This is a genomic window from Modestobacter roseus (genome assembly GCF_007994135.1).
Classification (GTDB): Bacteria; Actinomycetota; Actinomycetes; order Mycobacteriales; family Geodermatophilaceae; genus Modestobacter; species Modestobacter roseus.
The window spans coordinates 825,131-851,744 of sequence record NZ_VLKF01000001.1 but is presented as its reverse complement, the minus strand read 5'-3'; the positions used below and the strand labels follow the sequence as shown (position 1 = coordinate 851,744).

Genomic DNA, 26,614 nt, shown 5'->3' with positions numbered 1-26,614 from the left:
CTCAGCCCTCGACGCGCTTCTTGAGCTCCTTGAGCGCGGTGTCCAGGATGACCTTCTCGGCCCGGCGCTTGATCAGCCCGAGCATCGGGATCGACAGGTCGATGGTGATCGAGTAGGTGACCGTCGTGCGCCCGCCGGCCTCGTCCAGGGTGTAGGAGCCGTCCTGCTGCTTCTGCATCTGGCCGTGCACCAGGGTCCAGTGCACCGCGCGGTCGCCGTCCCAGGTGTAGGCCAGCTCGTAGTCGTCGCTCACCGGCCCCGCGTCGATGACGAAGTGCACCCGGCGGGCCCGGCCGTCGGGTCCGGTCTCGAGCACCTCGACGGTCTTCGCCGCGGCCACCCACTGCGGGTACGACGGGAAGTCGGCGATCACGGCCATCACCTGGGCCGCGGGCGCGTCGACGACGATCGACTGGGTGGACTGGTCGGCCATGCGCCGCAGGGTAGTCGCCGACCGGGACCGCCCCGGGCCGTGACCGGGCCGGCTGCCCCGGTCGGGGGTCGTTGCAGTGCTCCCCGGGGGCCTTCCGGACTAGATTGACACCCCGACCCAGCGTCCGGGTCCGGGAGGCGACGGCGCCTCCTGCCCGGGCGGGGCAGAGAGGACCGGCGTGCGCGAGCTGAGCGTTCCCCCCACCGCCACCGTGGGGGCCGATGACGCCCTGACGGACATGGTCACCCGCAACGCGACCGAACACCCGCACGACGTGGGTCTGCGGCGACAGGTCGACGGCGAGTGGCGGGACGTGACCTGGGCGCAGTTCGCCGCGGAGGTCGCCGGCGTCGCCAAGGGGCTGGTGGCCGCCGGGATCGGCCCGGGCGACCGGGTGGGCCTGCTGGCGCGCACCCGGTACGAGTGGACGGTCCTGGACTACGCCATCTGGACCGCCGGCGCCGTCGTCGTGCCGGTCTACGAGACGTCCAGCCCCGACCAGATCGCCTGGATCCTCGCCGACTCCGGCGCCCGGGGGATCTTCGTCGAGAGCACCCGGCACGCCGACGACGTCGAGTCGGTGCGCGGTGAAGCCGCGGACCTGGGCCCGGTGTGGGTCATCGACGACGGCGCGCTCGACCAGCTGACCACCGCCGGGGCCGACGTCCCCGACGAGGAGCTGGCGGCCCGCCGCCGCACCCTCGGCTCGGACAGCCTGGCCACGCTGATCTACACCAGCGGCACCACCGGGCGGCCCAAGGGCTGCGAGCTGACCCACGGCAACTTCCTGTTCGAGGTCCGCAACGGGATCACCCTGCTCGACCGCTTCATCAACCCCGACGGCTCGATGCTGCTGTTCATCCCGCTGGCGCACGTGCTGGCCCGGGTGCTGCAGGTCGGCGCCGTCGACGCCCGCACGGTCATCGGGCACACCCCCGACGTCGCCGACCTGGTCGGCGACCTCGGCAGGTTCCAGCCGACGTTCGTGCTCGCCGTCCCCCGGGTGTTCGAGAAGGTCTACAACGGCGCGAAGGCCAAGGCGGAGGGCGACGGGAAGGGCAAGATCTTCGACCGGGCCGCGCAGGTGGCCGTCGACTGGTCCCGCGCGCAGGACACCGGCGGCCCGGGCCTGGGGCTGCGGCTGCAGCACGCCCTGTTCGACCGGCTGGTCTACGGCAAGCTGCGCGCCGCCCTGGGCGGGCACTGCGCCGGCGCCGTCTCCGGTGGCGCGCCGCTCGGCGAGCGGCTGGGCCACTTCTTCCGCGGGCTGGGCGTGACCATCTACGAGGGCTACGGCCTCACCGAGACCACCGCGGCTGCTGCGGTCAACCACGACGCCGCCATCCGGATCGGCACGGTGGGCCGCCCGCTGCCCGGGGTCGACGCCGCCATCGCCGAGGACGGCGAGGTGCTGCTGCGCGGCGGCATCGTGATGCGTGGCTACTGGCGGAACGAGCAGGCCACCCGCGAGGCGATCGACGCCGACGGCTGGTTCCACACCGGCGACCTCGGTGAGCTCGACGAGCAGGGCTTCCTGCGGATCACCGGCCGCAAGAAGGAGATCCTGGTGACCGCCGGTGGCAAGAACGTCGCCCCGGCCGTGCTGGAGGACCGGCTGCGGGCGCACAAGCTGGTCAGCCAGTGCATCGTCGTCGGCGACCAGCGGCCGTTCATCGCCGCGCTGGTCACCCTGGACGCGGAGGCGCTGCCGGCCTGGCTGAAGAGCCGCGGCAGGGACGAGTCGCTCACCGCCGCCCAGCTGCGTGACGACCCCGAGGTGCTGGCCGAGCTCGACACCGCGGTCGCCGACGCCAACAAGGCCGTGTCGCACGCCGAGGCGATCAAGAAGTACCGGGTGCTCGCCGAGGACTTCACCGAGGCCAACGGCACCCTCACCCCGAGCCTGAAGCTCAAGCGGGGCGTGGTGATGAAGGAGTTCGGCGACGAGGTCGAGGCGATCTACCGGAAGTAGCCACCCCGCGGGGCGCCGCCGGCACCTCAGCCCGACAGCAGCCGGGCGAAGGTGCCGGCGATGGTCGTCCAGGACCAGCGCTGCTCGACCCACGCCCGGCCCGCGGCCCCCATGGCGCGGGCCCGGGCCGGGTCGTCGAGCAGGTCGCCGAGCACCCCGGCGACGGCGGTGGGCGAGCGCGGGTCGACGACGTGCCCGGTCTCGCCCTCGCGGACGGTCTCCGGGGCGCCGCCGGACGTACCGGCGACCACCGGCCGGCCGCAGGCGGCCGCCTCGAGGAACACCATGCCCAGCCCCTCGACGTCCAGGCCCGCGCGGCGGGTGCGGCAGGGCATGGCGAAGACGTCGCCGGCGGCGTAGTGCGCGGGCAGCTCACCGGCCGGCACGCCGCCGGTGAGCACCACCGAGCCACCGAGCCCGCGGTTCGCGATCTCGCGGCGCAGCCGCAGCTCCAGCGGACCGCCGCCGACCAGCAGCAGCCGGGCGTCCGGGTGCCGGGCGAGCACCTGCGTCCAGCCCGCGACGAGCACGTCCTGCCCCTTGCGGGGCACCAGCCGGGAGACGCAGACGACGACCGGCGCCCCGCCGAGCCCGTAGCGCTCGCGCACGGAGGAGCCGTCGGCGTCGGGGGTGAACAGGTCGACGTCGACCCCCGGGGACAGCTGGCTGAGCACCGTGCGGTCCCCGAGCGCCGGGGCGAGCCGGTCCCGGGTGTAGGCGCTGATGTAGGTGAGTTCGTCGAGCCCCGCCGCGATCCGCTGCATCAGCTGCCGCGCCGCGGGCAGCGCGACCCAGCCGGTCTCGTGCCCGTGGGTGGCCCCGACCAGCCGACGGACCCCGGAGCGGCGCAGGGCGGGGGCCATCAGCCCCAGCGGGGCCGCCGCGCCGAAGAACACCGTGTCGCAGCCGTGCTCGCGCGCCAGCCGGGCCGCGGTGCGGGTGGCGTCCGGGGTGGGCAGCAGCATCCCGGTGCCGGCCCGGACCACCGGGTAGGGCAGCCGCGCGTCGTGCTCGGCGGCCCCCGGGTGGTCGGAGGCCAGCACGACCAGCGACTCCGGCGGGCGGGTGGCCAGCAGCGCCGCCACGAAGGTCTGGATGCCGCCCTGCCGGGGCGGGAAGTCGTTCGTGACGACGAGCGTGCGGCTCACTCGGGCACCGGGGCGTCGTGCAGCCGCGCCCAGTCCCCGGCGAAGGCGATGCGCTGCGGCACCGTGGGGTGCGACCCGTAGAACCAGTGCCAGGCCGCCGGCGGGTCGGGGTCGTTGAGGTTGGCCTCCCCCAGCCGCCGCTGCATCGCGGTGAAGCTCGCCGGGTCCTCGGTGAGGTCGAGCGCGTGCAGGTCCGCCCGGGCCTCGATCTGCCGGGAGACCAGGTTCTGCACCGGCGTGGAGAGCAGCGTCCCGGCGGCGACGAGGAACAGCAGGAGGCCGACGACGGCGCCGTCGCCCGGTCCCCGCGCCCCGGCCCGGCGCAGGAGCGGCGCCGAGCCGAGCAGCCAGCCGAGCAGCGACACCCCGGCACCGGCGCCCAGGGCGCCGATCAGGGTGCCGGTGAGGACGTCGTCGTTCGCCACGTGCCCCAGCTCGTGGGCGACGATGGACTCGATCTCCGCGTCGGGCAGCCGGTCCAGCACCGTGTCGTAGACGACGATCCGGCGGGTCGAGCCGAAGCCGGAGACGTAGGCGTTGAGCGCGGTCGTGCGCCGGCTGGCGTCGGCGACGAGCACGTCCTCGACCGGGGTGCCGCTGCGTTCGGCGAGCGCGAACAGGTCGGTGCGCAGCTCACCGGCCGGCAGCGGCTGGAACTCGTTGAACGCCGGCTCGATGACCATGGGGTACAGGAACGAGCCGACGACGACGAGCGCGGCCGCTCCCCCGCCGGCCCAGGCCCACCACGTGCGTGGTGCCCGTCGCGCGAGTGCGACCACCGCCAGGAGACCCAGGGCGGTCAGCCCGGCGTTGATCCCGGTGGCGACGGCGACGTCGCGGGCCCACAGGTCCCAGCCACGGGTGGACAGCCCGTACCGGTGCCGGACCACCTCGCCGTAGGCCGACAGCGGCAGGGTCACCAGCCGGCCGACCAGCAGGATCGCGACCCCGCCCAGCAGCACCTGCCAGACCCAGCCGCCGCCGAGCGGGCGGGCCAGCCGCCGGGCGGTGGCCGCCCCGGCGCGGGTCAGGCCGAACACCGCGGAGACGGTCAGGCTCAGCAGCAGGGAGACCAGCGACGCCGGCCGCAGCGCGCCGGCGAAGGCCTCGGCCCGGGCGACCTGCTCCGCGCTGAACGCCGCGGCCGGGTCGACCGGGGTGCGGCCGCCGGGCGGTGTGCCGAGGACGTCCCACGGGGTGGCGACCGCGATCACCACGACGAGCGCCGCCCCCAGGACGACCGCCGAACCGAGCGCACGTCGCCGGGACCGCACCGGGGTGGGTGCGACCGCCGCGGTGCTCACACGGACCGCTTCGGGAGGGGCTGGGCGCACACGCGGGCGAGCTTAGGACGGTGACCTGTGCGTGCCGGCCGGCCCCGGCCGGCTCAGCCGACCAGCCGGCGCGCCCCCACGTAGCCGGCCATGTCGACCCCGGTGACGACGACCGGGCTGCCGAACGTGGGCGCGTGCACCATCTTCCCGTTGCCCACGTACATGCCGACGTGGCTGACCGGGCTGTAGAAGAACACCAGGTCACCGGGCTGCAGGTCGGCCCGGCTCACCGCCGTGCCCATGGTGGCCTGCACCCGGCTGGAGTGCGGCAGCCGGATGCCGGCCGCGGCGTAGGCGTACTGGGTCAGCCCGGAGCAGTCGAAGGCGTCCGGACCGCCGGCGCCCCAGACGTAGGGGTCGCCGACCTGCGCCAGCGCCGTGTCGACCGCGGCCTGCACACCCTCGGAGGAGGCGACGACCTCCTCTGGCGCGGGCGGCGCCAGCGTCGGGCCGGCGTGCTGCTCGACCACCGCCTGCTGCTGCACCGCGCTGAGGGAGTCGTACTGCGCCTGGTACTCGGCGATGCGCCCCTGCAGGTCCGCCTGCCGGGCGGTGACGTCGGCCAGGCCGGCCTCGGCCTGCCCGATCGCGGCGTCGGCGGCCGCCTTGGCCTGCTCCGCTGCCCGGGCCGCCGCGGTCACCTGGGCGAGCACGTCGGTGGTGTGCCCGGCGATGGCGTCCAGCGTGGTCACCTGGGAGAGGAACTCGTCGGCCGAACCACTGGTCATCAGGGCGTTGAACCGGGACAGGTTCTCCCCGGTGAAGGCGCTGCGCGCCACGCGGCGCATCTGCTCGTCGAGGGCGGCCAGCTGCACCTGGGCGGCGGCGAGCGCCTGGCCGGCCGCCTCGGCGGCGGCCCGCTGCTGGGCGAGCGTCTCCTGGGCGTCGTTGAACTGCTCGGTGACGACCTCGAGCTCGTGCGTCGCATCGGAGACCAGGCGGGTGGCCTCCTCGGCCGTGCCGGCCTGGGCGACCGGGTCGCCGGGGGCGGCGGCCGCGCTCCCCGGGAGCAGGGTGAGCGTCAGGCTGGCGGTGACCCCGAGGAGGAGCCCGGCACCGAGCCGGCCGGTCGACCGGACCCGCCGGGAGCCGGCGCGCAGCGTGACCGGGCGGGGCTGCGTGGCCCAGGGGCGGGGCCGCGTGGACCAGGGGCGGGACTGGGGGCTCGCCATGGACGGCGGGGCTCCGTTCTCGTTCGGCGCACCGCCTACCGGTCAGCTGACGGGTCCGGGCGCGGCGGTGCGTCCGATCTCGGCCGCGTCGACACCGACGCGGTGTGCCCGGGGCGACCCGGCGCACGTGAGCCCCCACCTCTGTCCTGCGTGGGTCCCCGGTCCAGCCGACGGGGCCGGCTGGTTCGGCGGTCTCCGGCCGGGGCCACCCTGTTCAGTGACGACTTCCCTACCGGACGTCACGAAACTAGGTCCGTGACCGGACCGAGACAAAGACACGTAAACCCGAAACCTGGGCCCAGACCTGACGAATCACAGGCGTGCGATTTGTCAGCTCACGTGGCGGTCGCCCCGACCTGACGCATCTTGATGACGCAACGGCGGGACCAGGCCGAAGTCTGCCAAGGCGCGGACCGCCCGGCGCTCCACGTCGTCCAGCTCCACGACGAGCCGGGCATCGGCGTCGGCCGCGTCGACGCTCGACACGTCACGTCCGTCTCGAGCCCGCCCGGGTGCGTCGCCACGCGCGGTGCCCTCGGCCGGCACAGCCCCCGCCGCCGAGCGTGGGACCAGGGGCACGACGCTCGGGTCGCTCCCCTGCCAGCCCGGCGGTGCGCCCAGGAGCACGGTGACGACGCAGTCGGCGCAGCCCTGACCGCGGACGGTGCAGGTGTCGCAGTCGATGAGCACGGCGGCTCTCCTTCTCTCTCTCGATCCGGACGGCCCTCCGTCCCGACAGCGCGGACCGTAGGAACAGCCACCGACAGTTCCGCGCCGCAGACCGTCCCGGTCCGGCGCCGGACCGGGCCCGGGTCCGCGCGCCACCCTCGTCCCGGCGTGCCCTCCCCCGGACTGTCGGACCCCCGACCTACCGTCCGCGACGTGCCACCTGCTCCCGCCCTGCCTCCCGCTCCGCTCCCCGGTGGGCCGGGCGCCCGTCCCACCGGCTGGGCCTCCGCCGCGCTCCCGCCGGCCGCCCCGGCGGCACCGGCCGGGCCGCGCTACGAGCAGGCCACGATCGACGACGTGGGCACCGCGCTGTCCGCGGTCACCTTCGTGGTCGTCGACCTCGAGACCACCGGCGGCTCCCCGAAGGACAGCGCGATCACCGAGATCGGCGCGGTCAAGGTGCGCGGGGGCGAGGTGGTCGGTGAGTTCCAGACCCTGGTCGACCCGGGCCGGGAGATCCCGCCCTACATCAGCGTGCTCACGGGCATCACCACGATGATGGTGGCGGCGGCGCCGCGCATCGGCACCGTGCTGCCCGCCTTCCTGGAGTTCGCCCGGGGCGCGGTGCTGGTGGCGCACAACGCCCCGTTCGACCTCGGCTTCCTGCGGGCGGCCTGCGAGGAGTCCGGCGTCGCCTGGCCCGCCGCCGCGTCGGTCGACACCGCCGTCCTCGCCCGCCGGCTGCTCACCCGTGACGAGGTGCCCAACTGCAAGCTGGCCACCCTCGCCCCCTACTTCGCCACCACCACCGAGCCCTGCCACCGGGCACTGGCCGACGCCCGGGCGACCGTCGACGTCCTCCACGGGCTGTTCGAGCGGCTGGGCCCGCTGGGGATCACCACGCTGGAGGAGCTGTCCGGGCTGACCCGCCAGGTCGACCCCGAGCGCCGCCGGAAGCGGCATCTCGCCGAGCACGTCCCCACCGGCCCCGGCGTCTACGTCTTCCGCGGCCCCCGCGACGAGGCGCTGTACGTGGGCACCTCCACCGACCTGCGCAGCCGCGTGCGCAGCTACTTCTCCGCCGGCGAGCAGCGCAGCCGGATGACGGAGATGATCCGGCTGGCCGAGCGGGTCGACGCGCTGCCCTGCGCCCACGACCTCGAGGCCGCCGTCCGCGAGCTGCGGCTGATCGCCGAGCACAAGCCCCGCTACAACCGCCGCTCCCGCTTCCCCGAGCGCGCCCTGTGGGTCCGGCTCACCGACGAGCCCTTCCCGCGGCTGTCGGTGGTGCGCCGGGTCCGCCCGGGCACCGGGTCCTTCCTCGGCCCCTTCCCCGACCGCCGCGCCGCCGACGCCGCCGTCGCGGCGGTGCACGAGTCCCTGCCGCTGCGCCAGTGCACCCCCCGGCTGGCGCTCGCGGGCACCGGCACCGCCTGCGCCCTCGCCGGCATGGGCCGCTGCGGCGCGCCCTGCACCGGCGCACAGAGCCGGGAGGAGTACGCCGCGATCGCCGCGGTGTTCGCCGCCGCCGTCGACGCCGACCCGCGCGAGCTGGTCGCCCCGCTGCTCACCCGGGTCGACCGGCTGGCCGCCGAGGGCCGCTACGAGGACGCCGCGCTGCTGCGCGACCGGGTGGCGGTGCTGGTGCGCGCGGTGCAGCGCCGTCAGCGGCTGGAGTCGCTGGCCACCGTGCCGGAGATGGTGCTCGCACGCCCCGACGGCGCGGGCGGCTGGCAGCTGTCGGTGGTGCGCCGCGGCCGGCTCGTCGCCGCCGGGGTCGCCGAGCGGGGCCGTTCGGTGCGCGAGTGCCTGGCCGGGCTGCGGGCCACGGCCGAGACCCCCACCGGACCCGACGGCGAGCTCGCCGCGACCGTCGACGAGACCGAGCTGGTGCTGCGCTGGATGGAGAAGCCCGGCACCCGGCTGGTCGACGTCCACGGCACGCTGGCCAGCCGCACCCCGGGCACGGGCGCCTACCGCGCGTTCCTGGCGCGGGTGGAGGCCGGCCACGCCGAGCGGGACCCCTTCGGCGACGGGCGGCCGCTGCGCACCCGCAGCCAGCCCGACCGGGTCGCCGCCGACCGGCCGGAGACCAGGCGCGGCCGGGGCGCCGCCCGGCTAGCATCCCGGACGTGATCACCGCCATCGTGATGATCGATGCCGCCACCGACTCCATCGCCGAGGTCGCCGAGGCGGTCGCCGACCTGCCCGGAGTCAGCGAGGTCTACTCCGTCGCCGGGGACGTCGACCTGGTCGCGATCATCCGCGTCCACGAGTTCGACGAGATCGCCCAGGTGATCGCCGGGCGGATCAACAAGGTCCCCGGCGTCGTCGACACCGCCACGCACATCGCCTTCCGCGCCTACTCACGGCACGACCTCGAGGCCGCCTTCTCGATCGGCTTCGAGTCCACCGACTGAGAGCGGGGCCGTCACGGGCGGGCGCGGAGCTCCTGGCTGACCTGCACCCACTCGGCGAGCTTCGCTGCCGCCCGCCCGTCGTCGACGGCCGCGGCCGCCCGCTCCAGCCCCGCCGCGACCTCGTCGTGCAGCGGGCCGCCAGCCGGGTCGAACGCGGTCAGCGCCGCCGCGGCGTTGAGCAGGACCGCGTCCCGGACCGGGCCGGGCTCGCCGTCCAGCACGCGCCGGAAGACCGCCGCGTTCTCGGCCGGGTCACCGCCGCGCAGGGCGTCCGCGGGCGGCGGAACGATGCCCAGAGCCCCCGGGTCCAGCCGCTCGGCCACCACGTCGCCGTCGCGCACCACCCAGACCGACGAGGTCGTCCCGGTGGTCAGCTCGTCGAGCCCGTCGTCCCCACGGAAGACCAGCGCACGGGTGCCCCGGGCGGCCAGCACGTCGGCCAGCACCGGCGCCATGCGCAGATCCGCACAGCCGATGGCCGCCGCGACCGGACGGGCCGGGTTGGTCAACGGGCCGAGGAAGTTGAACACCGTCCCGATGCCCAGCTCCCGCCGCGGGGCGGCGGTGAACCGGAAGCCGGGGTGGAACACAGGCGCGAAGAAGAAGCCGATCCCCGCCTCCTCCACGCACCGGACGACGCCGCCGGCCGGCAGCTCGAGCACCACGCCGAGCGCCTCGAGGACGTCCGCGGAACCCGACCGCGAGGACGCCGCCCGGTTCCCGTGCTTGCCCACCGGGACCCCGGCGGCCGCTGTCACCACCGCCGCCATCGTCGAGATGTTGACCGTCTGGGCGCCGTCCCCGCCGGTGCCGACGATGTCGACGCACTCCCGCGAGAGCGACACGGGCACCGCCTGCTCGAGCATGGTGGTGGCCAGGCCCAGCACCTCGTCCGGCGTCTCGCCCTTGACCCGCAACCCCATGACCAGCCCGGCGATCTGCGCGGGCGTGGCCTCGCCGGTCATGACCTGGCGCATCGCCCAGCGGGTGTCATCGGTCCCGAGGTCCTCCCGCCGGGCCAGCCGGCCGAGCAGCGCGGGCCAGGTCGGGGTCGGGGTCGGGCCCGTCACGCCGCTCAGCGCCGCGCGACGGGCCGCGCAGCGGCCCGCTCACGCAGCAGCCCGGCCACCGTCTCCGGGGCCACCAGCGGGTCGACCGGGTAGGCCAGCGTCGCGTCGGCCTGCGACCAGTGGGCGAGCCAGCGGTCGGCCTGGCGGGCGATGAGCACCACCATCGCCGGGCAGTCGGCCACCTCGGCCCGCAGCTGGCGGCTGATCCCCATGCCCCCCGTGGGCTGGGCCTCGCCGTCCAGGACGCACAGGTCGACCCCGCCGGCATCGACCGCCGCAACGACCTCGTCGCCGGTGGCGCACTCCACGTACCGGAGGGGGCCGACGTCGGGAGCCGGCGAGGCGCCCAGCGCGGTACGGACGGCGGCGCGGACCTCGGCCCGCTGGCTGAAGACCAGCACGGTGGCCGGTGCGGCGTCGACGCTCACCCGGCCGAGACTAGTGGTTGCGGCCGCCGTGGCGGAGAGGACACCGCGCGCTCACCAGGAGACACGCCACGCGCGCCCACCCCACGTCGTGGCAAGCCCGTCCCGATGCCATGATGGCCCTGTGACAACGGCCCCCGTGGCGAGCAGCACCTTCGACACCTCGCGGGTGCACTCCCTGACCCGACCGAACATGGTCAGCGTCGGCACGATCGTCTGGCTCGCCAGTGAGCTGATGTTCTTCGCCGGACTCTTCGCCATGTACTTCACTGCCCGCGCCCGGGCGACAGACGGCTGGCCTCCGGAGCCGACCGAGCTGAACCTGCCCTATGCGACCTTCTTCACCGTGATCCTGGTGGCCTCCTCGGTCACCTGCCAGCTCGGGGTCTTCGCCGCCGAGCGCGGCAACGTCTACGGGCTGCGCCGCTGGTTCGCCATCACGTTCCTGATGGGCGCGGTGTTCGTGCTCGCCCAGATGAACGAGTACCGCGTGCTGGTCGAGGAGCACGGCACGACGATCTCGTCGTCGGTCTACGGCTCGGTCTTCTACCTGACGACCGGCTTCCACGCCCTGCACGTGATCGGCGGCCTGGTGGCCTTCGTCTACGTGCTCATCCGGTCCACCATGGGCCGTTTCACGCCAGCCCAGGCGACCTCGGCCATCGTGGTCTCCTACTACTGGCACTTCGTCGACGTCGTGTGGGTCGGGCTCTTCGCCACGATCTACCTGATCCGCTAGGGAACCGGTGACCACCACGAACCCCTCGTCCGAGGCCTCCGCCGCGCGCGGCCGCCGCGGCGCGCTCGCCCGGTTCGGCCGGCGCCCGGTGGCCGGCAGCCCGGCCGCGGCCGCGCAGGCCCGTCGTCGGTCCAAGCAGCGTCGCCGGCTGGCGAACGTCGCCGGCCTGATGGCCGCCCTCGTGCTCACCGGGGTCGGCTACTCGGCCCTCGCCCCGGGTGCCAGCGCCGCCGACGAGTCGACCGGCAACCCGTCGAACGCCGTCGAGGCCGGTCGCGACCTCTACGTCCGCAGCTGCATCAGCTGCCACGGCTCCAACCTGCAGGGCGTCGAGGACCGCGGCCCCTCGCTCATCGGCGTGGGCGAGGCCGCCGTCTACTTCCAGGTGCACACCGGCCGCATGCCGCTCGTCCGCCAGGAGGCCCAGGCCCCCGCGCGTCCGCCGGTCTTCTCCGAGGAGGAGATCGACCAGCTGATGGCCTACATCCAGGCCAATGGCGGCGGCCCCACGCTCCCGTCCGGCGACCTGCGCTCGGGCGACCTGGCCGCCGGTGGCGAGCTGTTCCGGCTGAACTGCGCCCAGTGCCACAACTTCACCGGACAGGGCGGGGCGCTGTCCTCCGGGAAGCGGGCTCCGTCCCTGACCGAGTCCAACGACCTCACGATCTACTCCGCGATGCTCTCCGGCCCCGGGAACATGCCGGTCTTCGGTGACAACCAGCTCACCCCGGAGGAGAAGCGGTCGATCATCACCTACGTGCAGACCGTGCAGGCGCAGGCCGACCCCGGCGGCGCCGGCGTCGGCCGGGTCGGCCCGGTGGCCGAGGGGCTGGTCATCTGGGTCGCCGGCATCGGTGCCCTGCTGTTCGGGATCTTCTGGATGGGGACGAAGGCGTGAGCACCACCCACTCCGGCCCCGGCGCTGCCGGCGGCGACGACACCTCGGGTCCGGTGCACGGCGGCCCGGACGACGACTACAGCCCCGAGCGGCTGGCGACGATGGACCGCACCGAGCTGGACCGGCTGGGTGCCCGTTACGACGGGGTCGAGGTCCTCCACGTCGACCCGGCGCCCGAACCCGGCTCACCGCTGGAGAAGCGCGCCACCCGGCAGGTGACCATGTGGTTCGCCCTGGCCGCCGTCGCGGCGCTGGCGTTCCTCGTCATCTACGCCGGCTCCGGCTGGTTCCTGCCCGACTGGGAGTGGCAGGTCGGCGGCAGCGACTGGAGCGCGCTGTTCACCCCCCTGCTGGGCGTGACCATGGGCATCTCGCTGACCGCGATCGGCATCGGCCTGGTGCTCTACGTCAAGAAGCTGCTGCCGCACGAGACCGCGGTGCAGGACAAGCACGACGGGTCGCACTTCGACCGGGTCACCACCGGCGCCACCCTGCTCGGCGGCCTGGACAAGTCCGGGCTGCCGCGCCGGAAGCTGCTGCTGACCACCATCGGCCTGATGGGCGCGGGTGCCGGCGCCATGATCCTGGCACCCCTCGGTGGCCTGATCCGCAACCCGAACACCGGCAACCCGCTGGGCACGACCCCGTGGGCGGACGGCGTCCGGCTGCTGCGCGACGACGGCACCCCGGTCCGCCCGTCCGACCAGCAGCCCGGCTCCCTGGAGACCGTGTTCCCGGCCGTCCCCGGAGGCAACTTCCACGCCGACGCGTCGGCGTCGGTCATGCTGATCCGGCTCCGCCCCGACCAGATCGAGGAGCTGGAGGCGCCCGAGGGCCGGGCGGACTACGGCTACGGCGACTACGTCGCCTACTCGAAGATCTGCACGCACGCCGGCTGCCCGGTGTCGCTGTACGAGCAGGAGACCGGCCGGATCCTGTGCCCGTGCCACCAGTCGCAGTTCCTGGTGACCGAGGGCGCACGCCCCGTGTTCGGCCCGGCCACCCGCGCGCTCCCCCAACTGCCGATCGCCGTGGATGATGAGGGTTACTTCGTCGCTCGAGCGGACTTCCCGGAACCGGTCGGCCCCTCGTTCTGGAACCTTGGGAGGCTCTGATGGCCACCAGCACCTCGGTGCGTCCGGCGCAACCGTCCACGAGGATCGGCAAGGCGGCCCTCGAGGTCGACGACCGCCTCATCGTGGCCGGCCCGCTCCGCCGGACCCTGAACAAGGTGTTCCCCGACCACTGGTCGTTCCTGCTCGGTGAGATCGCGCTGTACGCGTTCGTCATCCTGCTGGTCTCGGGCACCTACCTGACGTTCTTCTACGACCCCTCCCTCACCGAGGTCGTCTACGACGGCTCGTACGCCCCCATGCGGGGCATCGAGGTGTCGCGGGCCTACGAGTCGACCCTGGCGATCTCCTTCGACGTCCGCGGTGGTCTCGTCGTCCGGCAGATCCACCACTGGGCGGCGCTGCTGTTCGTGGCGGCGATCGTCGTCCACCTGTTCCGGATCTTCTTCACCGGCGCGTTCCGCCGCCCGCGGGAGACGAACTGGTTCATCGGTGTCGCGCTGCTCGTGCTCGCCCTGGTCGAGGGCTTCGCCGGCTACTCCCTCCCCGACGACCTGCTCTCCGGCACGGGCCTCCGGATCGCCTCCGCGGTGATCATCTCCATCCCGGTGGTCGGCACCTGGATCTTCTTCGCGGTCTTCGGTGGCGACTTCCCGGGTGAGCTGATCATCGGCCGGCTCTACATCCTGCACGTGCTGATCGTCCCGGCTGTCCTGCTCGCCCTGATCGCGCTGCACCTGCTGATCCTGGTCAAGCAGAAGCACACGCAGTTCCCCGGTGCGGGGCGGACCGAGCACAACGTGGTCGGCAACCGGCTCTTCCCGGCCTTCGCCGCGAAGGCGAGCGCGCTGTTCTTCATCGTGTTCGGTGTCTGCGCCGCCCTCGGTGGTCTGGTGCAGATCAACCCGATCTGGCTGCTGGGTCCGTACAACCCGGCACAGGTGTCCGCCGGTTCGCAGCCGGACTGGTACATCGGGTTCCTCGACGGCGCCGCGCGGCTCTTCCCGCCGTGGGAGATCGTGCTCTGGGGCTACCACATCCCGGCGCTGTTCTGGGCCACTGCGGTCATCCCCGGCCTGATGTTCGGCGTGCTGGCGCTCTACCCGGTCATCGAGCGCAAGCTGACCGGGGACACCGCCAGCCACCACCTGCTCCAGCGTCCGCGCGACGTGCCGGTGCGGACCTCGCTGGGTGCCATGGCCATCTCGTTCTACGTCGTGCTGTGGATCTCCGGTGGCAACGACGTCATCGCGGACAAGTTCGACATCAGCCTCAACGCGATGACCTGGTTCGGCCGGATCGGCATGCTGGTGATCCCGCCGGCCGTGTACTGGCTCACCTACCGGATCTGCCTGGGCCTCGAGCGGCACGACCGTGAGGTGCTCGAGCACGGCATCGAGACCGGCGTGATCCGCCGGCTTCCCAACGGCGAGTTCATCGAGGTGCACCAGCCGCTGGGCCCGGTCGACGACCACGGCCACGGGGTGCTCGCCTACGGCGGTGCCTCCGTGCCCAAGAAGATGAACCAGGTGGGTGGCGCCCGCCGCGCCATCCGGGGCTTCTTCAAGCCGATCGAGGAGCCGGCTGCGGTCCAGGCTGCCGCCGAGCGCGAGTCGCGTGGTCTGGAGGCAGAGCAGGCCAACCGGGAGCTGACCGGCTCGGGTCGGCCGGCCGAGGGTGGTCGCCCGGCAGAGGGCGGACGTCCCGCTGAGGGCGGCCGTCCCCAGGACCCGCGCGACTGATCGACCCGCACCACCACAGGGCCCCCGGCGGAACTCCGCCGGGGGCCCTGCTGCGTCTGACGGGCTCGCTGAGCCGGCCGCCTGCTCGACACGGGAGCGTCGACCGGAGCTCCGCCATCCCGAGCCGAGCCGCGTCCCGGGGTGGTCGATGCCACCCCCTGCGCGCCGGTCGGCGGACGGCAGCTCCGCCGCGGCCCCCCGTCCGGCGTGCCGGGCTGCGCCCCGCGAGCAGCTGCTGGGGCCGCGACCGAGCCGCCCTGGCGCCATCGCACGGGGCCACGGGTGCATCACCCGGGCGGCCCGCTCTCCCGGCACCCCGGCCCCTGCGCCCGGTGACGTGGTCTCCACCGCACCGAGGGGGGGTGACTGTTCCCCGCTACGGTCGCGACCGCGCAGGACGCAGGACGGCGCGAGACGCGAGATGCCGGTGGCGACCACCCGGCGCCAGGAGAGGTCCGCAGCCGTCGGTGCGAGCCAGCCCGGGGGTCGGCGCGCAGCGCGGCGGGCTCAGCTCTGCGCGGCCGCACGCGGCTGGTCGCCGCGCACCCGTCAGCGCGGAGTCCGGGTGATCGATCGGTCCGCGCCGGCGTTCGCCCGCAGCCGACCGCCTCTCCCCCGACCACTGCCTTCCCCGACCACCGCCTTCCCCGACCACTGCCACACCTCGGCCGGTCATGACCCGGCCGGCGCACCTGGCAGCCGGTGTGGCGCCGCTGTACCGCTCGATGAAGGCCACCGAAACGCCACCGGGGCCCCTCCCGGTGTGGGAGGGGCCCCGATTGGACGGAGGTGGTGCCGGGCTCAGCTGTGCGCGTTCTGCCCGACGTAGTACTCGAAGAGCAGCCCACCGACCGTGATCAGCAGCGCGATCCCGGCGATCAGGACCAGCCAGGGGTACCAGAAGGCCAGCGCGAGCCCCATCAGCGCGGCGGAGAGCGCCAGGCCGAAGGGCCAGTAGCTCGCCGGGCTGAAGAAGCCCAGCTCGCCGGAGCCGTCGGCGATCTCGGCGTCCTTGCGGTCCTCGGGACGGGCGTCGATGCGCCGGCTGACGAACCAGAAGAAGCCACCGATGAGCGCGGTGAGACCCCCGGAGAGCGCCAGGGCGGTCGTGCCGACGGGCTCGCGCGCCCAGAAGCCGTAGACGACCGCGGCCACGAGACAGAAGACCGTGATCAAGTTGAAGATGAGCGCTTCGACCTTCACGGTCGGTCCTCCTGGTGCGGCGGGGTGGTCGGATCAGTCATCGGAGGAGGCCGACACCTGCTGCTCGCGAGCGCCGGCGAACGGGCTCGTGGAGGTGGCGTACCCGGGCTCGCCGATGGCCTCGAGCGCGTCGTGGGTCGTCAGACCCGACTCGCGGAGGCTGATGAACTCGTCGAACTGCTCGCCGCTCACCGAGCGGAGCTCGAAGTTCATGAAGGCGTGGTAGGTGCCGCAGAGCTCGGCGCAGCGCCCGACGTAGGCGCCCTCCTCGCGGACGGTCACCTCGAAGACGTTGTTGATGCCGTTCTCGTTGCCGGGGATGATGTCCAGCTTGAACAGGAAGTCCGGGATCCAGAACGAGTGGATGACGTCGGCCGAGGCGAGCTCGAACCGGATCGTCTCGTCGACCGGGACGACGAGGATCGGGATCTCGCTGGTGCTCCCGACCGTCGACACCGGCTCGCCACCGTTCTCGTCGGTGGTCTCGGGGTAGACGAACTGCCAGTTCCACTTGAACGCGTTGACGCCGACGGTCACGTCGGGGTCGGCACTGCGCTCCAGCACCCGGTTCTGCGTGTTCACCGTGAAGAAGAACAGCACGGAGACGATGATGAACGGGATGATCGTGTAGACCACCTCGAGCGGCAGGTTGTACGCCGTCTGCTTGGGCAGCTCGTCGCCCCGCTTGCGGTAACGGATCGCCGCGTAGGCGATGAGCGCCCAGACCGCGATGCCGACCACCAGCGCGGCGATCGTCGAGCCGATCCAGAGCGCGTGCATCTGCTCGGCCTCGTCGGTGATGCCCTCAGGCCACCCCCAGCTCCAGAAGCTGCGGTCCACCGAGCACCCTCCTCATCTCCCCCGTGGCGACACCACGAGGTCTTCCCGGTGGAGGTCCACCGACACCCATCGACAGGTGCCGCTCACCCCCACCACAAGTCTCCCGGAGACTATCCGACCGCGCCTCCCGTGCCCGGGGCGGGCAGGGGCTCCCGGCGGGTCGGCCCACCATCCAGCACGTCCCCGGAGCGCCCGACCACACGCCACGGCCGCGCCCGGGGCCGACGGCACCGGGGGCGCGGGGCCGGCGGTTACAGTCGGGGCGTGTACCAACGCCTGCTGACCTGGCGGTGGGTGCTCATGCACCTGCTGGTCCTGGCGCTGTTCGTGATGACGTTCTTCCTGGGCGCCTGGCAGCTGTCCAAGGCCGAGGCCGGCGGGGGCGCCGTCAACTGGAGCTACGCGCTGCAGTGGCCGCTGTACGGCTTCATGGGTCTGGGCTTCTACCTGCGCATGCTCCGGGACGAGTACCGGCGCGACCCCGACGACGGGGAGCCCGGCAACGCCGTGGTGCTCTATCAGCGCCCCCGGATCGACACCACGGGAGACCCCGAGCTGGCCGCCTACAACGCCTACCTCGCCGAGCTCAACGCCAAGGCGCTGGGACAGCGGGTGAACGGTGGCCGCTGACACCGGGACGGCGCCCCTGGAGCCGAAGCTCGCCGGAGCCCTGACCCGTTACCGGGTGATGGCCTGGATCGTCGGCGTGATGCTCCTCGTGCTGGTGCTGGTCGCCATGCCGCTCAAGTACGTCTCCGACGTCCCCGAGGTCTCCGCGGTGGTCTCCCCCGTCCACGGCTTCCTCTACATCGTCTACCTGGTCACGGCCTTCGAGCTGGCCCTCAAGGCGCGGTTCACCGCCAAGGGCACCGTCCTGGTCCTGCTCGCCGGTGTCGTGCCGTTCGTCTCGTTCGTCGCGGAGCGCCGGGTGTCGGCGCGGGTCCGCGCCGGCGAGCCCCTCTGACCGTCCCGCTCCTCACCCTCCTGGGAGACCTCCCCGCATGTGCGGCCTGCTCGCCTACCTGTCCACCGACGCCGACCGGGTGGGAGAGGGCACCGTCGAGCAGGTGCGGCACGCGCTGCGCTGCCTGCGCCACCGGGGCCCCGACGACCGGGAGGTCTGGGCCGACCCGCACGCCGTCCTGGGCTTCAACCGGTTGGCGTTCATCGACATCGAGGGCAGCCCGCAGCCGATGCCCTACGCCGAGGGCCGGTACCGGATCGTCTTCAACGGCGAGATCTACAACTACCTGGAGCTCCGCGAGGAGCTGAAGGCGGCCGGCGCCACGTTCGCCACCGAGGGCGACACCGAGGCGATCGTCGCCGGCTACCACCTGTGGGGCGAGGCGGTCGTGCCCCGACTGCGCGGCATGTTCGCCTTCGTCATCTGGGACACCGAGACCGGGACGGCGTTCGGCGCGCGGGACGCCTTCGGCATCAAGCCGCTGTTCACCGCGCGCCTGGCCGACGGCGGGCTGGTCTTCAGCTCCGAGAAGAAGGCGCTGCTGGAGCTCCTCGGCGGCACCACCGGCGCCGGCGGCGTCGACCCGGCGTCGCTGCAGCACTACCTGACCCTGCAGTACGTGCCCGAGCCCGCCACGCTGCACCGCGGCATCCGCCGGATCGAGAGCGGCACGAGCTTCACCGTGGTCGACGGCGAGCTGCACACCAGCCGCTGGTTCCACCCGACGTTCCGTCCGACCCCGGTGGCGCCCGGCTCCGAGCAGGCGCTGTTCGACCGCATCGCCGAGGTCCTCGACGACTCGGTCGCCAAGCACATGCGCGCCGACGTCACCGTGGGCTCGTTCCTCTCCAGCGGCATCGACTCCACCGCCGTCGCCGCGTTGGCGCACAAGTACAACCAGGACCTGGTCACCTTCACCGTCGGCTTCCAGCGGGAGGCCACGTCCGAGGTCGACATCGCCGCCGAGTCGGCCCGGATCCTGGGCGTCCGGCACGTCCCGGTGGAGATCACCGCCCAGGAGTTCGCCGAGGCGATCCCCACCGTCGTCTGGTACCTCGACGACCCGGTCGCCGACCCGGCGCTGGTGCCGCTGTACTTCGTGGCCCGCGAGGCCCGCAAACACGTGAAGGTCGTGCTGTCCGGCGAGGGCGCCGACGAGCTGTTCGGCGGCTACACCATCTACCGCGAGCCGCTCAGCCTCGCCTGGGCCGGCAAGCTCCCGGCCGCCGGCCGCCGGGCACTGGGGTCGCTGTCCCGGGTGGTCCCCGAGGGCGTGCGCGGGCAGGACCTGCTGCGGCGGGCCTCCATCCCGCTGGAGGAGCGGTACTACGGCAACGCCCGCAACCTCAACGCCGACGAGCTCGCCCAGCTGCTGCCGGGCCGCGACCCCGACCTCTCGCACGTCACCGTCACCGAGGCCCTCTACCGGCAGACCCGCGAGGCCGGGTACGACGACGTCACCGCCATGCAGTACGTCGACCTGTTCACCTGGCTGCGCGGCGACATCCTGGTCAAGGCCGACAAGATGACGATGGCCAACTCCCTGGAGCTGCGGGTCCCGTTCCTCGACCCCGAGGTCTTCGCGCTGGCCAGCACGCTGCCGCTGGAGATGCGGGTGCCCCGGCGCGGCGACGCGACCAAGTACGCGCTGCGTCAGGCCATGCGGCAGATCGTCCCGCCGAAGATCATGAACCGGCGCAAGCTGGGCTTCCCGGTGCCGACGGCGGAGTTCCTGGCCGGGCCGCTGCACGAGTGGGCCCGGGACGTCGTGACCGCCAGCCAGACCGACGAGTGGCTGGACCGCGACCACGTGCTCGCGCTGCTGGACCGGCTGCGCCAGGCGGAGACCCCGAGCAAGCGGGTCGCCCGGCAGGTGTGGGAGGTGCTGGTCTTCATGATCTGGCACGGCATCTTCGTCGAGGAACGGATCACCCCGGAGATCCCGGAGCCGGTCTACCCGGTCCGGCTGTGACGCGCCGCCGGTCCGGGGCACTGGCCGCCGGGGTCACCCTCGCCGTCCTGCTGACCGGCTGCTCCACCGGCGACGACGGGGCGCCGGCTCCCGCGCCCGGCACGACAGCGTCGCCGACCCCCGGACCCCGCCGCCGATCGCGCCGTCCGGGTCCGCGACGGTCGATCCGCCGGCGCCGCCCGCACCCTCCTCCGGGCTGCCGATCCCGATCCCCTCGGCCCCGGCCGACTGAGCCGGACGGCGACGGGTCCGGACACGACGAGGCCCGGCTCCCCCGAGGGGGAGCCGGGCCTCGCGACGGTTCAGCCGGCGATCAGTGGAAGCTGTCGCCGCAGGCGCAGGAGCCGCCCGCGTTCGGGTTGTCGATCGTGAAGCCCTGCTTCTCGATGGTGTCGACGAAGTCGATCGTCGCGCCGCTGAGGTAGGGGGTGCTCATCCGGTCGACGATCACCTCGACGCCGCCGTACTCGTAGGTCTGGTCGCCGTCGAGGAAGCGCTCGTCGAAGAAGAGCTGGTAGCGCAGGCCCGAGCAGCCACCGGGCTGCACGGCGATGCGCAGCCGCAGGTCGTCGCGGCCCTCCTGGTCCAGCAGCGTCTTCACCTTGAGGGCGGCCGGGTCGCTGAGCACGACGCCGGTGGCGTCGGGGGCCTGCGTGTCCTGCACGGTCATGTGTGTGGTCCTCCCACGCTCGAGGGTGTCGCTGCCCGGTCCGCTCCGGTGCCGACGCGGCGGGCTGTCGTCCACCCGGGGTCAACACCGCTCGCGGCGGGCCATTCCCACTGTACGGCGGTGCGGGCGCGGATGGGATCCCCCGACGGGGCGGGTGCCCGGCACGGCACCGGCCGAACCGGGCCGACAGGGCGTCCCGGCCACGTAGACTCCCTTGCCGTGAAGCTCCGCCTGCCCGGCCGCCGCACCGACTCCGCGACCACCCCGGACACCTCCTCCGACCTGTCCGCCCAGCTGGCCGGCAGCACGGCGGTGGGCAAGGGCCGGCCGACGCCGAAGCGCAACGAGGCCCAGGGCCGCCGTTCCGGGCCGGTGCCCCCGCCGCCGACCACCCGCAAGGAGGCCTACCGGCGGATGCGGGAGCAGCAGGCGGCCAACCGCGGCACCACGCGCCAGGCGGCCCTGCGGGGTGACGACAGCGCGCTGCCGGCCCGCGACCGTGGACCGGTCCGGCGACTGGTCCGCGACGTCGTCGACGCCCGGCGCAACGCCGGCAGCTTCTTCCTGGTCGTGGCCGCCCTCGTGCTGGTCGGCTACTTCATCCCGAACCCGGCCGTGCAGAGCTACACGGTGTTCGTCTGGTTCGCCTTCTTCCTGGTCATCGTCGTCGACTCGGTGTTCCTGGGCCGCCGGATCAAGAAGGTGGTCGGCGAGCGGTACCCGGACCACACGGAGCGGATGCGCGGCCTGATCTGGTACGGCGTCAGCCGCGCCACCATGATCCGCCGCTGGCGCTTCCCCAAGCCGCAGGTGCCGCAGGGCGCGGAGGTCTGAAGAAGGACCCTGCCGCCCCCCACCCCTCGCTCCGCTCGGGGCGGGACCCTGCCGCCCCCCACCCCTCGCTCCGCTCGGGGCGGGACCCTGCGGCAGGGCCGTCCCAGTACTTAGCCAGGCTGAGGACTAGCGTTCGGGCGTGGAATTCAGACGCCTCGGCCGCTCCGGCCTGACCATCTCCGAGATCGCCTACGGCAACTGGTTGACGCACGGCAGCCAGGTCGAGGAGGACGCCGCCCACGCCTGCGTGCACGCGGCCCTCGACGCCGGGATCACCACCTTCGACACCGCCGACGTCTATGCCGGTACCAAGGCCGAGTCCGTGCTCGGCCGGGCCCTGGCCGGTCAGCGGCGGGAGGGCCTGGAGGTCTTCACCAAGGTCTACTGGCCGACCGGGCCCGGAGCCAACGACCGCGGGCTCTCCCGCAAGCACATCGTGGAGAGCTGCCACGCCTCGCTGCGGCGGCTGCAGACCGACTACGTCGACCTGTACCAGGCGCACCGGTACGACTCCTCGGTGCCGCTGGAGGAGACGATGACCGCCTTCGCCGACCTCGTGCGGCAGGGCAAGGTGCTCTACCTCGGGGTGTCGGAGTGGCGGGCCGAGGAGATCGCCGCCGCCGCCGAGCTGGCCCGCGAGCTCAAGGTGCCGCTGATCAGCAACCAGCCGCAGTACTCGATGCTGTGGCGGGTCATCGAGGCCGAGGTGGTGCCCACCAGCCAGGAGGAAGGCCTCTCCCAGATCGTCTGGTCCCCGCTCGCCCAGGGCGTGCTCAGCGGGAAGTACCTGCCCGGGCAGCAGCCGCCGGCCGACAGCCGGGGCGGCCACGCCACCGTGGGCGGGTCGATGAGGGACTACCTGACCGACGACGTGCTGACCCGGGTGCAGCAGCTGCGGCCGATCGCCGACGAGCTCGGCCTGTCCATGGCCCAGCTGGCGGTGGCCTGGGTGCTGCAGAACCCCAACGTCGCGGCAGCGATCATCGGCGCCAGCCGGCCCGAGCAGGTGCGGGACAACGTGCAGGCCGCCGGCGTCCGCCTGCCGGCCGAGGTGATGACCCGGATCGACGAGGCGCTGGGCGACGTCGTCGAGCGCGACCCGGCCAAGACCTCGCGCGGCTGACGACCGACCTGGCGGCGGCCGATCAGGTCGCCGCCAGGCCCATCGGGCCGTACACCCGCTCGCCGTCCTCGAGCAGGGTGACCGTCGCGACCCCTCGGTCGAGCAGCTCCCGCCAGGTCTCCCCGAGCCACGACTCGGCGTCACCCTGGTTGTCGTGGTCGGGCACCTCCACCCCGACCGTCGCCGGGTCCACGGGCGCCCCCGAAGGGCCTTCCAGCTGCCACGTCCAGCTCATGGCGGGAGGCTAGCGAGCGCAGCGGTGGTGCGGCAGCCCGGACCGGGTCGCGGCGGCGGTCACTCCCGTCGGCGTGCGGGGCCGGCCGCGACGACGATCTTGGTTTACAGGGTAAGTGCCTGGGCATGGGTGGGAGCAGCGTGCACGCCCGACCCTGCGGAGGAACGATGAGCCAGCCCGCCGGCGCCAGCCGGGTGGAGACGCCGCCCGCTGAACACGCCTCCACCGGTCAGCTCTCCGACCGGCTGACCAGGTCGGTGCGGGCCGAGAGGCGGCTGGCCCCGGCCGAGGTCAGCACCACCGCCGAGGAGATCGGGGCCGGCGCGCTCCTCGTGGTCGCCGGCGTGCTCGCCCGCAACGGCGAGGAGGACCTCCAGCACGCCGCTCCCCCGGTGCCCACCAAGGCGATCTCCAGCGTCGAGATCGACATCGCCACCCTGGTCGAGATCGACATCGCCACCCTGAAGGAGAGTGCGTCCCGATGACCGGACCCGACGAGCACCCGCCCGGCGATCACCAGCCGGCCGGCCCCCGGCCCACCGACCCGGACGCGATCCGGGCCGACATCGAGCAGACCCGCGAGCAGCTCGGCCGGACCGTCGACGAGCTGACCCACCGGCTCGACGTGCCGACCCGCGCCAAGGAGTCCGCGATCGAGAGCATCGCCCGGACCCGGGACACGGCCGTGGAGACCTACCGGGAGAGCCCGCCGGCGGTGATCGGGGGCGGGGTCGCCGCCCTGACCGCGGTCGTCGGCCTGCTCGCCTGGCGTCGGCGGCGCCGGCGGACGGCCCCGGCGCGCGCGGCGGCCGCTCAGGCGCAACAGCGTCGCGCGGTGGTCCAGCAGGCAGCCTCCCGAGCCCGCGAGGAACGGGCGGCTGCCCACGCGGCGGTCGCGGGTCGGTCCGCGGCGCGTCGCCGGGCCGCGGGACGCGCGCTCGCCAGCCGCAGGCGGGCGACGGTGCGCCGGCGCACCGTCGCCCGGGTGGCCGCGACCGCGCGGCGGACCGCGAGCCACCGGTGAGCCCGAGCCCGAAGGCCGTCTACCGCCCGATCGGGCTGCTGGGCGGTGTCCTGGCCGGCGCGCTCTCCGGCGCGGTGTTCAAGCAGATCTGGAAGCGGGTCGCCGACGAGGACGACGCGCCCGGAGCCCTGCAGAGCGAGTACCGGATGCGCGAGGTCGTCCTGGCCGCCGCGATCCAGGGGGCGCTGTTCGGCGCGACGAAGGCCCTGATCGACCGCGCCGGCGCCCGTGGTTTCACCAAGGTCACCGGCAACTGGCCCGGCGACTGACCCAGTACGCCCCGACCACCACCCGAGACGAGGGGACCCGCACAGATGGTCGACGCCGGACGCCGTGAGAGCTCCGTGGAACGCATTCGCCAGCGGGTGCAGGAGAAGGCCGAGCGGCGTGCCGCCGCCCGGGCCGTGGCGGCGCGCGCGGCGGAGGACCCCGCCACCGGCGCATCCGCGTCGACCGTCGTGGCGGCCGAGCGGCGCGAGGCGGCACGTCCGGCACCGGCGAAGCCCAGCCCCGAGCAGATGCCCGGGGTGCACGCCGAGACGCCGCTGCAGATCCCCCCGCGGGGATGGCTGCAGGTGGTCAAGCGGGCGTGGGCGGAGAACAACGCGGACAACATGCCGATCATCGCCGGCGGCGTGGCGTTCTTCGCCTTCCTGGCAATCTTCCCCACCCTGATCGCCACCATCTCCATCTACGGCCTCGTCGCCGACCCCGACACGGTGCAGTCGCAGATCTCGTCGCTGTCCGACCAGCTGCCCCGAGAGGCAGCGACCCTGATCAGCGATCAGCTGAGCGACATCGTGTCCAACAGCGGCGGCGCCCTCACGATCAGCCTCGTCGTCTCGATCCTGGGTGCGCTGTGGAGCGCCTCCGGCGGGACCGGGAACCTGCTCAAGGCGGTCAACATCGCCTACGACGAGGTGGAGACCCGGAACTTCGTCAAGCTGCGCGCGCTGTCCCTGCTGCTCACGCTCGGCGCGATCGTGTTCGTGCTGATCACGTTCTCGTTGGTCGCCGTGCTGCCGGTCGTGCTCGACGCGCTGCCGCTCGGCGTCGTCGGCACCGTGCTCTCCCAGGTGCTGCGCTGGCTCCTGCTGCTCGGGGTCATGGCCGGCGCGCTCGCGGTGCTCTACCGGGTCGCCCCGGACCGGGACGCCCCGCAGCTGAAGTGGGTGAGCCTCGGCTCGGTCGTGGTCACGGTCGTCTGGGCACTGGTCAGCCTCGGCTTCAGCCTCTACGTGAACAACTTCGGTTCCTACGACCAGACGTACGGCGCGATCGCCGGTGTGATCGTGCTGATGCTGTGGCTGTACCTGACCTGCTACCTGGTGCTCTTCGGGGCGGAGATCAACGCCGAGACCGAGCACCAGACCACGGTGGACACCACCGAGGGCGACCCGCTGCCGATGGGCGAGCGCGACGCCGTCGTCGCCGACGAGGTGCCCGACCCGCCGGTGCCGTCGAAGTAGCCGCCCTCAGCGGACCCGGGCGGGCACGAACGGCGGACGCCGGACGACGACCGGCTGCGGGCGGCCACGGACGTCGACGGCGACCTCGTCCCCCTCCGCGACCCCCGCGGGCTCGTCCAGCAGCGCGAGCGCGATGCCGGTGCGCAGCGTCGGCGAGAAGGTGCCACTGGTGACCGTGCCGATCACCGCGCCGTCGGCGCGGAGCACCGCCATGCCGGGCCGCGGGATGCCGCGGCCGGGCGCCTGCAACCCCCACAGCCGCCGGGCCGGACCGGCCTCCCGCTCGGCGAGCAGCGCCGACCGCCCCCAGAACGACGGCTTGTGCCAGCCCACCGCCCAGCCGGCCCGGGCCTGGTTCGGCGTGATCGCGGTCGAGAGCTCGTGGCCGTGCAGCGGGTAGCCCATCTCGGTGCGCAGCGTGTCCCGGGCGCCGAGGCCGCACGGACGGATGCCCGCGCCCGCACCGGCGGCCAGCAGCGCGTCCCAGAGCGCGCCTGCCCGGTCGGCCGCCACCAGCAGCTCGTAGCCACGCTCACCGGTGTAGCCGGTCCGGCAGACGGTGACGTCCCCGCCGTCGCGCTCCCCCGTGGCGAAGGTCATGTAGCCCAGCTCGGCCCCCGGCAGCCCGGCGGCGGCGAGCACCTCGACCGACCGGGGGCCCTGCAGCGCGAGGACGGCGACGTCGGTGTGCCGGTCGGTGACGGCCACCCCGGGCGGCGCGGCCGCGGTCAGCCGCTCGAGCACCGCCGCCGCGTTCGCCGCGTTGGGGACGAGCAGCACCTCGTCGTCCCCGTGCCGGTAGGCGATCAGGTCGTCGACCACCCCGCCGGCGGCCGGCTCCCCGTCGGGGACGCAGCACAGCGTGTACTGCGCCTGGCCGGGCCCGAGGCGGGAGAGGTCGTTGGTCAGGCAGCCGTCCAGGAAGTCCGCCGCGCCCGGGCCGCGCACCGTGGCCGTGCCCAGGTGCGAGACGTCGAAGAGCCCGACGCCCTCGCGCACCGCGGCGTGTTCGGCCAGGACCCCTCCCCCGGCGTACTCGACCGGCATCGACCAACCGCCGAAGTCGGCCCACTTGGCGCCAGCGGCGACGTGCCGGTCGTGCAGGGGAGACTGCCGGGGTGCGTCCACGGCGGGAGACGCTAGTGCGGCCCTCCTGCAGGGGCCCGCCGCGAGCCTGCGAGCGGT

28 protein-coding genes are annotated in these 26,614 nt (G+C 73.7%); 16 read left to right on the top strand and 12 right to left on the bottom strand.

The features are described from left to right. Position 1: 1 nt before the first annotated feature. Entirely contained in the window at positions 2-433 is a 432-nt protein-coding gene (locus JD78_RS04080) for an SRPBCC family protein (protein ID WP_153357121.1), read from the bottom strand. 178 nt (positions 434-611) lie between these two features. On the opposite strand from JD78_RS04080, the gene JD78_RS04075 reads away from it, so the two are divergent. After that, entirely contained in the window at positions 612-2,405 is a 1,794-nt protein-coding gene (locus tag JD78_RS04075) for an AMP-dependent synthetase/ligase (RefSeq protein ID WP_153357123.1), read from the top strand. Positions 2,406-2,431: 26 nt separating this feature from the next. On the opposite strand, the gene JD78_RS04070 is transcribed toward JD78_RS04075, so the two are convergent. From JD78_RS04070 to JD78_RS21980, 4 genes are all read right to left on the bottom strand, one after another. Further along, positions 2,432-3,553, bottom strand: coding sequence for a glycosyltransferase family 4 protein (locus tag JD78_RS04070; protein WP_153357126.1), 1,122 nt, complete (start codon positions 3,551-3,553; stop codon positions 2,432-2,434). Then, positions 3,550-4,857, bottom strand: coding sequence for a M48 family metallopeptidase (locus tag JD78_RS04065; RefSeq protein WP_153357129.1), 1,308 nt, complete (start codon positions 4,855-4,857; stop codon positions 3,550-3,552). The genes JD78_RS04070 and JD78_RS04065 overlap by 4 nt, the downstream gene beginning before the upstream one ends. Positions 4,858-4,940: 83 nt before the next feature. Continuing rightward, positions 4,941-6,059 (bottom strand): C40 family peptidase, encoded by a 1,119-nt coding sequence (locus JD78_RS04060; RefSeq protein ID WP_153357131.1) that lies wholly within the window; start codon positions 6,057-6,059, stop codon positions 4,941-4,943. 330 nt (positions 6,060-6,389) lie between these two features. Then, complete coding sequence (locus JD78_RS21980; protein ID WP_228394951.1) at positions 6,390-6,545, bottom strand: hypothetical protein; 156 nt, start codon at positions 6,543-6,545, stop codon at positions 6,390-6,392. A 396-nt stretch (positions 6,546-6,941) separates the two neighbouring features. Here JD78_RS21980 and JD78_RS04050 point away from each other — a divergent pair, with 396 nt between their 5' ends. Both JD78_RS04050 and JD78_RS04045 read left to right on the top strand, forming a co-directional pair. Beyond that, positions 6,942-8,864, top strand: coding sequence for a DEDD exonuclease domain-containing protein (locus JD78_RS04050; RefSeq protein WP_267128551.1), 1,923 nt, complete (start codon positions 6,942-6,944; stop codon positions 8,862-8,864). After that, a complete protein-coding gene (locus tag JD78_RS04045) occupies positions 8,861-9,148 on the top strand; it encodes an Lrp/AsnC family transcriptional regulator (protein ID WP_153357136.1) in 288 nt (95 codons plus the stop codon). Before JD78_RS04050 ends, JD78_RS04045 begins: the two co-directional genes overlap by 4 nt. An 11-nt stretch (positions 9,149-9,159) precedes the next feature. On the opposite strand, the gene trpD is transcribed toward JD78_RS04045, so the two are convergent. Together trpD and JD78_RS04035 are read right to left on the bottom strand one after the other, a co-directional pair. After that, positions 9,160-10,218 (bottom strand): anthranilate phosphoribosyltransferase, encoded by a 1,059-nt coding sequence (trpD, locus tag JD78_RS04040; RefSeq protein ID WP_153357139.1) that lies wholly within the window; start codon positions 10,216-10,218, stop codon positions 9,160-9,162. A gap of 5 nt (positions 10,219-10,223) precedes the next feature. Further along, the gene (locus JD78_RS04035) at positions 10,224-10,646 is read right to left on the bottom strand and encodes a response regulator (RefSeq protein ID WP_153357142.1); all 423 of its coding nucleotides are present in this window, start codon (positions 10,644-10,646) and stop codon (positions 10,224-10,226) included. Between the two features lie 136 nt (positions 10,647-10,782). On the opposite strand from JD78_RS04035, the gene ctaE reads away from it, so the two are divergent. From ctaE to qcrB, 4 genes are read left to right on the top strand one after another with little or no spacing between them, the layout of a single operon-like run. Next, complete coding sequence (ctaE, locus tag JD78_RS04030) at positions 10,783-11,382, top strand: aa3-type cytochrome oxidase subunit III (protein WP_341800126.1); 600 nt, start codon at positions 10,783-10,785, stop codon at positions 11,380-11,382. 7 nt (positions 11,383-11,389) lie between these two features. Further along, positions 11,390-12,280: a cytochrome bc1 complex diheme cytochrome c subunit gene (gene qcrC / locus JD78_RS04025; RefSeq protein ID WP_153357147.1), complete on the top strand. Its 891-nt coding sequence runs from the start codon at positions 11,390-11,392 to the stop codon at positions 12,278-12,280. Next, the gene (gene qcrA, locus JD78_RS04020) at positions 12,277-13,395 is read left to right on the top strand and encodes a cytochrome bc1 complex Rieske iron-sulfur subunit (protein ID WP_153357150.1); all 1,119 of its coding nucleotides are present in this window, start codon (positions 12,277-12,279) and stop codon (positions 13,393-13,395) included. The genes qcrC and qcrA overlap by 4 nt, the downstream gene beginning before the upstream one ends. Continuing rightward, positions 13,395-15,095, top strand: a complete 1,701-nt coding sequence (qcrB, locus tag JD78_RS04015; RefSeq protein ID WP_153357153.1) for a cytochrome bc1 complex cytochrome b subunit — start codon at positions 13,395-13,397, stop codon at positions 15,093-15,095. The genes qcrA and qcrB overlap by 1 nt, the downstream gene beginning before the upstream one ends. An 801-nt stretch (positions 15,096-15,896) precedes the next feature. Here the strand turns inward: qcrB and JD78_RS04010 are convergent. Beyond that, a complete protein-coding gene (locus JD78_RS04010; protein WP_153357156.1) occupies positions 15,897-16,298 on the bottom strand; it encodes a cytochrome c oxidase subunit 4 in 402 nt (133 codons plus the stop codon). Between the two features lie 33 nt (positions 16,299-16,331). Continuing rightward, positions 16,332-17,138, bottom strand: a complete 807-nt coding sequence (gene ctaC, locus JD78_RS04005) for an aa3-type cytochrome oxidase subunit II (RefSeq protein ID WP_228394936.1) — start codon at positions 17,136-17,138, stop codon at positions 16,332-16,334. A gap of 264 nt (positions 17,139-17,402) precedes the next feature. Here ctaC and JD78_RS04000 point away from each other — a divergent pair, with 264 nt between their 5' ends. From JD78_RS04000 to asnB, 3 genes are read left to right on the top strand one after another with little or no spacing between them, the layout of a single operon-like run. After that, complete coding sequence (locus JD78_RS04000) at positions 17,403-17,768, top strand: metalloprotease (protein WP_153357159.1); 366 nt, start codon at positions 17,403-17,405, stop codon at positions 17,766-17,768. Next, positions 17,758-18,102, top strand: a complete 345-nt coding sequence (locus JD78_RS03995) for a DUF3817 domain-containing protein (RefSeq protein WP_228394937.1) — start codon at positions 17,758-17,760, stop codon at positions 18,100-18,102. The genes JD78_RS04000 and JD78_RS03995 overlap by 11 nt, the downstream gene beginning before the upstream one ends. A 37-nt stretch (positions 18,103-18,139) precedes the next feature. Beyond that, on the top strand, positions 18,140-20,074 hold the full coding sequence (gene asnB, locus JD78_RS03990) for an asparagine synthase (glutamine-hydrolyzing) (protein ID WP_153357162.1): 1,935 nt from the start codon (positions 18,140-18,142) through the stop codon (positions 20,072-20,074). 313 nt (positions 20,075-20,387) lie between these two features. Here asnB and JD78_RS03985 read toward each other — a convergent pair whose 3' ends face one another. Then, positions 20,388-20,744: a HesB/IscA family protein gene (locus JD78_RS03985; protein ID WP_153357167.1), complete on the bottom strand. Its 357-nt coding sequence runs from the start codon at positions 20,742-20,744 to the stop codon at positions 20,388-20,390. Positions 20,745-20,963: 219 nt separating this feature from the next. On the opposite strand from JD78_RS03985, the gene JD78_RS03980 reads away from it, so the two are divergent. Both JD78_RS03980 and JD78_RS03975 read left to right on the top strand, forming a co-directional pair. Next, positions 20,964-21,578 carry a DUF3043 domain-containing protein gene (locus tag JD78_RS03980; protein WP_153357171.1) on the top strand — a complete coding sequence of 205 codons (615 nt, stop codon included), beginning with the start codon at positions 20,964-20,966 and terminating at the stop codon, positions 21,576-21,578. A gap of 139 nt (positions 21,579-21,717) precedes the next feature. Continuing rightward, positions 21,718-22,701 (top strand): aldo/keto reductase family protein, encoded by a 984-nt coding sequence (locus tag JD78_RS03975; protein WP_153357174.1) that lies wholly within the window; start codon positions 21,718-21,720, stop codon positions 22,699-22,701. A 22-nt stretch (positions 22,702-22,723) separates the two neighbouring features. On the opposite strand, the gene JD78_RS03970 is transcribed toward JD78_RS03975, so the two are convergent. Then, complete coding sequence (locus tag JD78_RS03970) at positions 22,724-22,936, bottom strand: hypothetical protein (protein ID WP_153357177.1); 213 nt, start codon at positions 22,934-22,936, stop codon at positions 22,724-22,726. Positions 22,937-23,103: 167 nt separating this feature from the next. On the opposite strand from JD78_RS03970, the gene JD78_RS03965 reads away from it, so the two are divergent. From JD78_RS03965 to JD78_RS03950, 4 genes are all read left to right on the top strand, one after another. After that, positions 23,104-23,421 carry a hypothetical protein gene (locus JD78_RS03965; protein ID WP_153357180.1) on the top strand — a complete coding sequence of 106 codons (318 nt, stop codon included), beginning with the start codon at positions 23,104-23,106 and terminating at the stop codon, positions 23,419-23,421. After that, on the top strand, positions 23,418-23,960 hold the full coding sequence (locus tag JD78_RS03960; protein WP_153357182.1) for a DUF3618 domain-containing protein: 543 nt from the start codon (positions 23,418-23,420) through the stop codon (positions 23,958-23,960). Before JD78_RS03965 ends, JD78_RS03960 begins: the two co-directional genes overlap by 4 nt. Further along, positions 23,957-24,229, top strand: coding sequence for a DUF4235 domain-containing protein (locus JD78_RS03955; protein WP_153357185.1), 273 nt, complete (start codon positions 23,957-23,959; stop codon positions 24,227-24,229). The genes JD78_RS03960 and JD78_RS03955 overlap by 4 nt, the downstream gene beginning before the upstream one ends. Before the next feature lie 75 nt (positions 24,230-24,304). Beyond that, positions 24,305-25,429, top strand: coding sequence for a YihY/virulence factor BrkB family protein (locus JD78_RS03950; protein ID WP_228394938.1), 1,125 nt, complete (start codon positions 24,305-24,307; stop codon positions 25,427-25,429). Positions 25,430-25,435: 6 nt separating this feature from the next. Here the strand turns inward: JD78_RS03950 and gcvT are convergent, their stop codons facing one another. Next, the gene (gene gcvT / locus JD78_RS03945; RefSeq protein WP_194290398.1) at positions 25,436-26,557 is read right to left on the bottom strand and encodes a glycine cleavage system aminomethyltransferase GcvT; all 1,122 of its coding nucleotides are present in this window, start codon (positions 26,555-26,557) and stop codon (positions 25,436-25,438) included. Positions 26,558-26,614 lie beyond the last annotated feature (57 nt).

Excerpts from the sequence above, each read along its gene's own strand:
- JD78_RS04080 (WP_153357121.1), bottom strand. The coding sequence starts at position 433 with ATGGCCGACCAGTCCACCCAGTCGATCGTCGTCGACGCGCCCGCGGCC.
- JD78_RS04060 (WP_153357131.1), bottom strand. The coding sequence starts at position 6,059 with ATGGCGAGCCCCCAGTCCCGCCCCTGGTCCACGCGGCCCCGCCCCTGG.
- qcrB (WP_153357153.1), top strand. The coding sequence starts at position 13,395 with ATGGCCACCAGCACCTCGGTGCGTCCGGCGCAACCGTCCACGAGGATC.
- asnB (WP_153357162.1), top strand. The coding sequence starts at position 18,140 with ATGTGCGGCCTGCTCGCCTACCTGTCCACCGACGCCGACCGGGTGGGA.
- JD78_RS03985 (WP_153357167.1), bottom strand. The coding sequence starts at position 20,744 with ATGACCGTGCAGGACACGCAGGCCCCCGACGCCACCGGCGTCGTGCTC.
- JD78_RS03970 (WP_153357177.1), bottom strand. The coding sequence starts at position 22,936 with ATGAGCTGGACGTGGCAGCTGGAAGGCCCTTCGGGGGCGCCCGTGGAC.
- JD78_RS03965 (WP_153357180.1), top strand. The coding sequence starts at position 23,104 with ATGAGCCAGCCCGCCGGCGCCAGCCGGGTGGAGACGCCGCCCGCTGAA.
- JD78_RS03960 (WP_153357182.1), top strand. The coding sequence starts at position 23,418 with ATGACCGGACCCGACGAGCACCCGCCCGGCGATCACCAGCCGGCCGGC.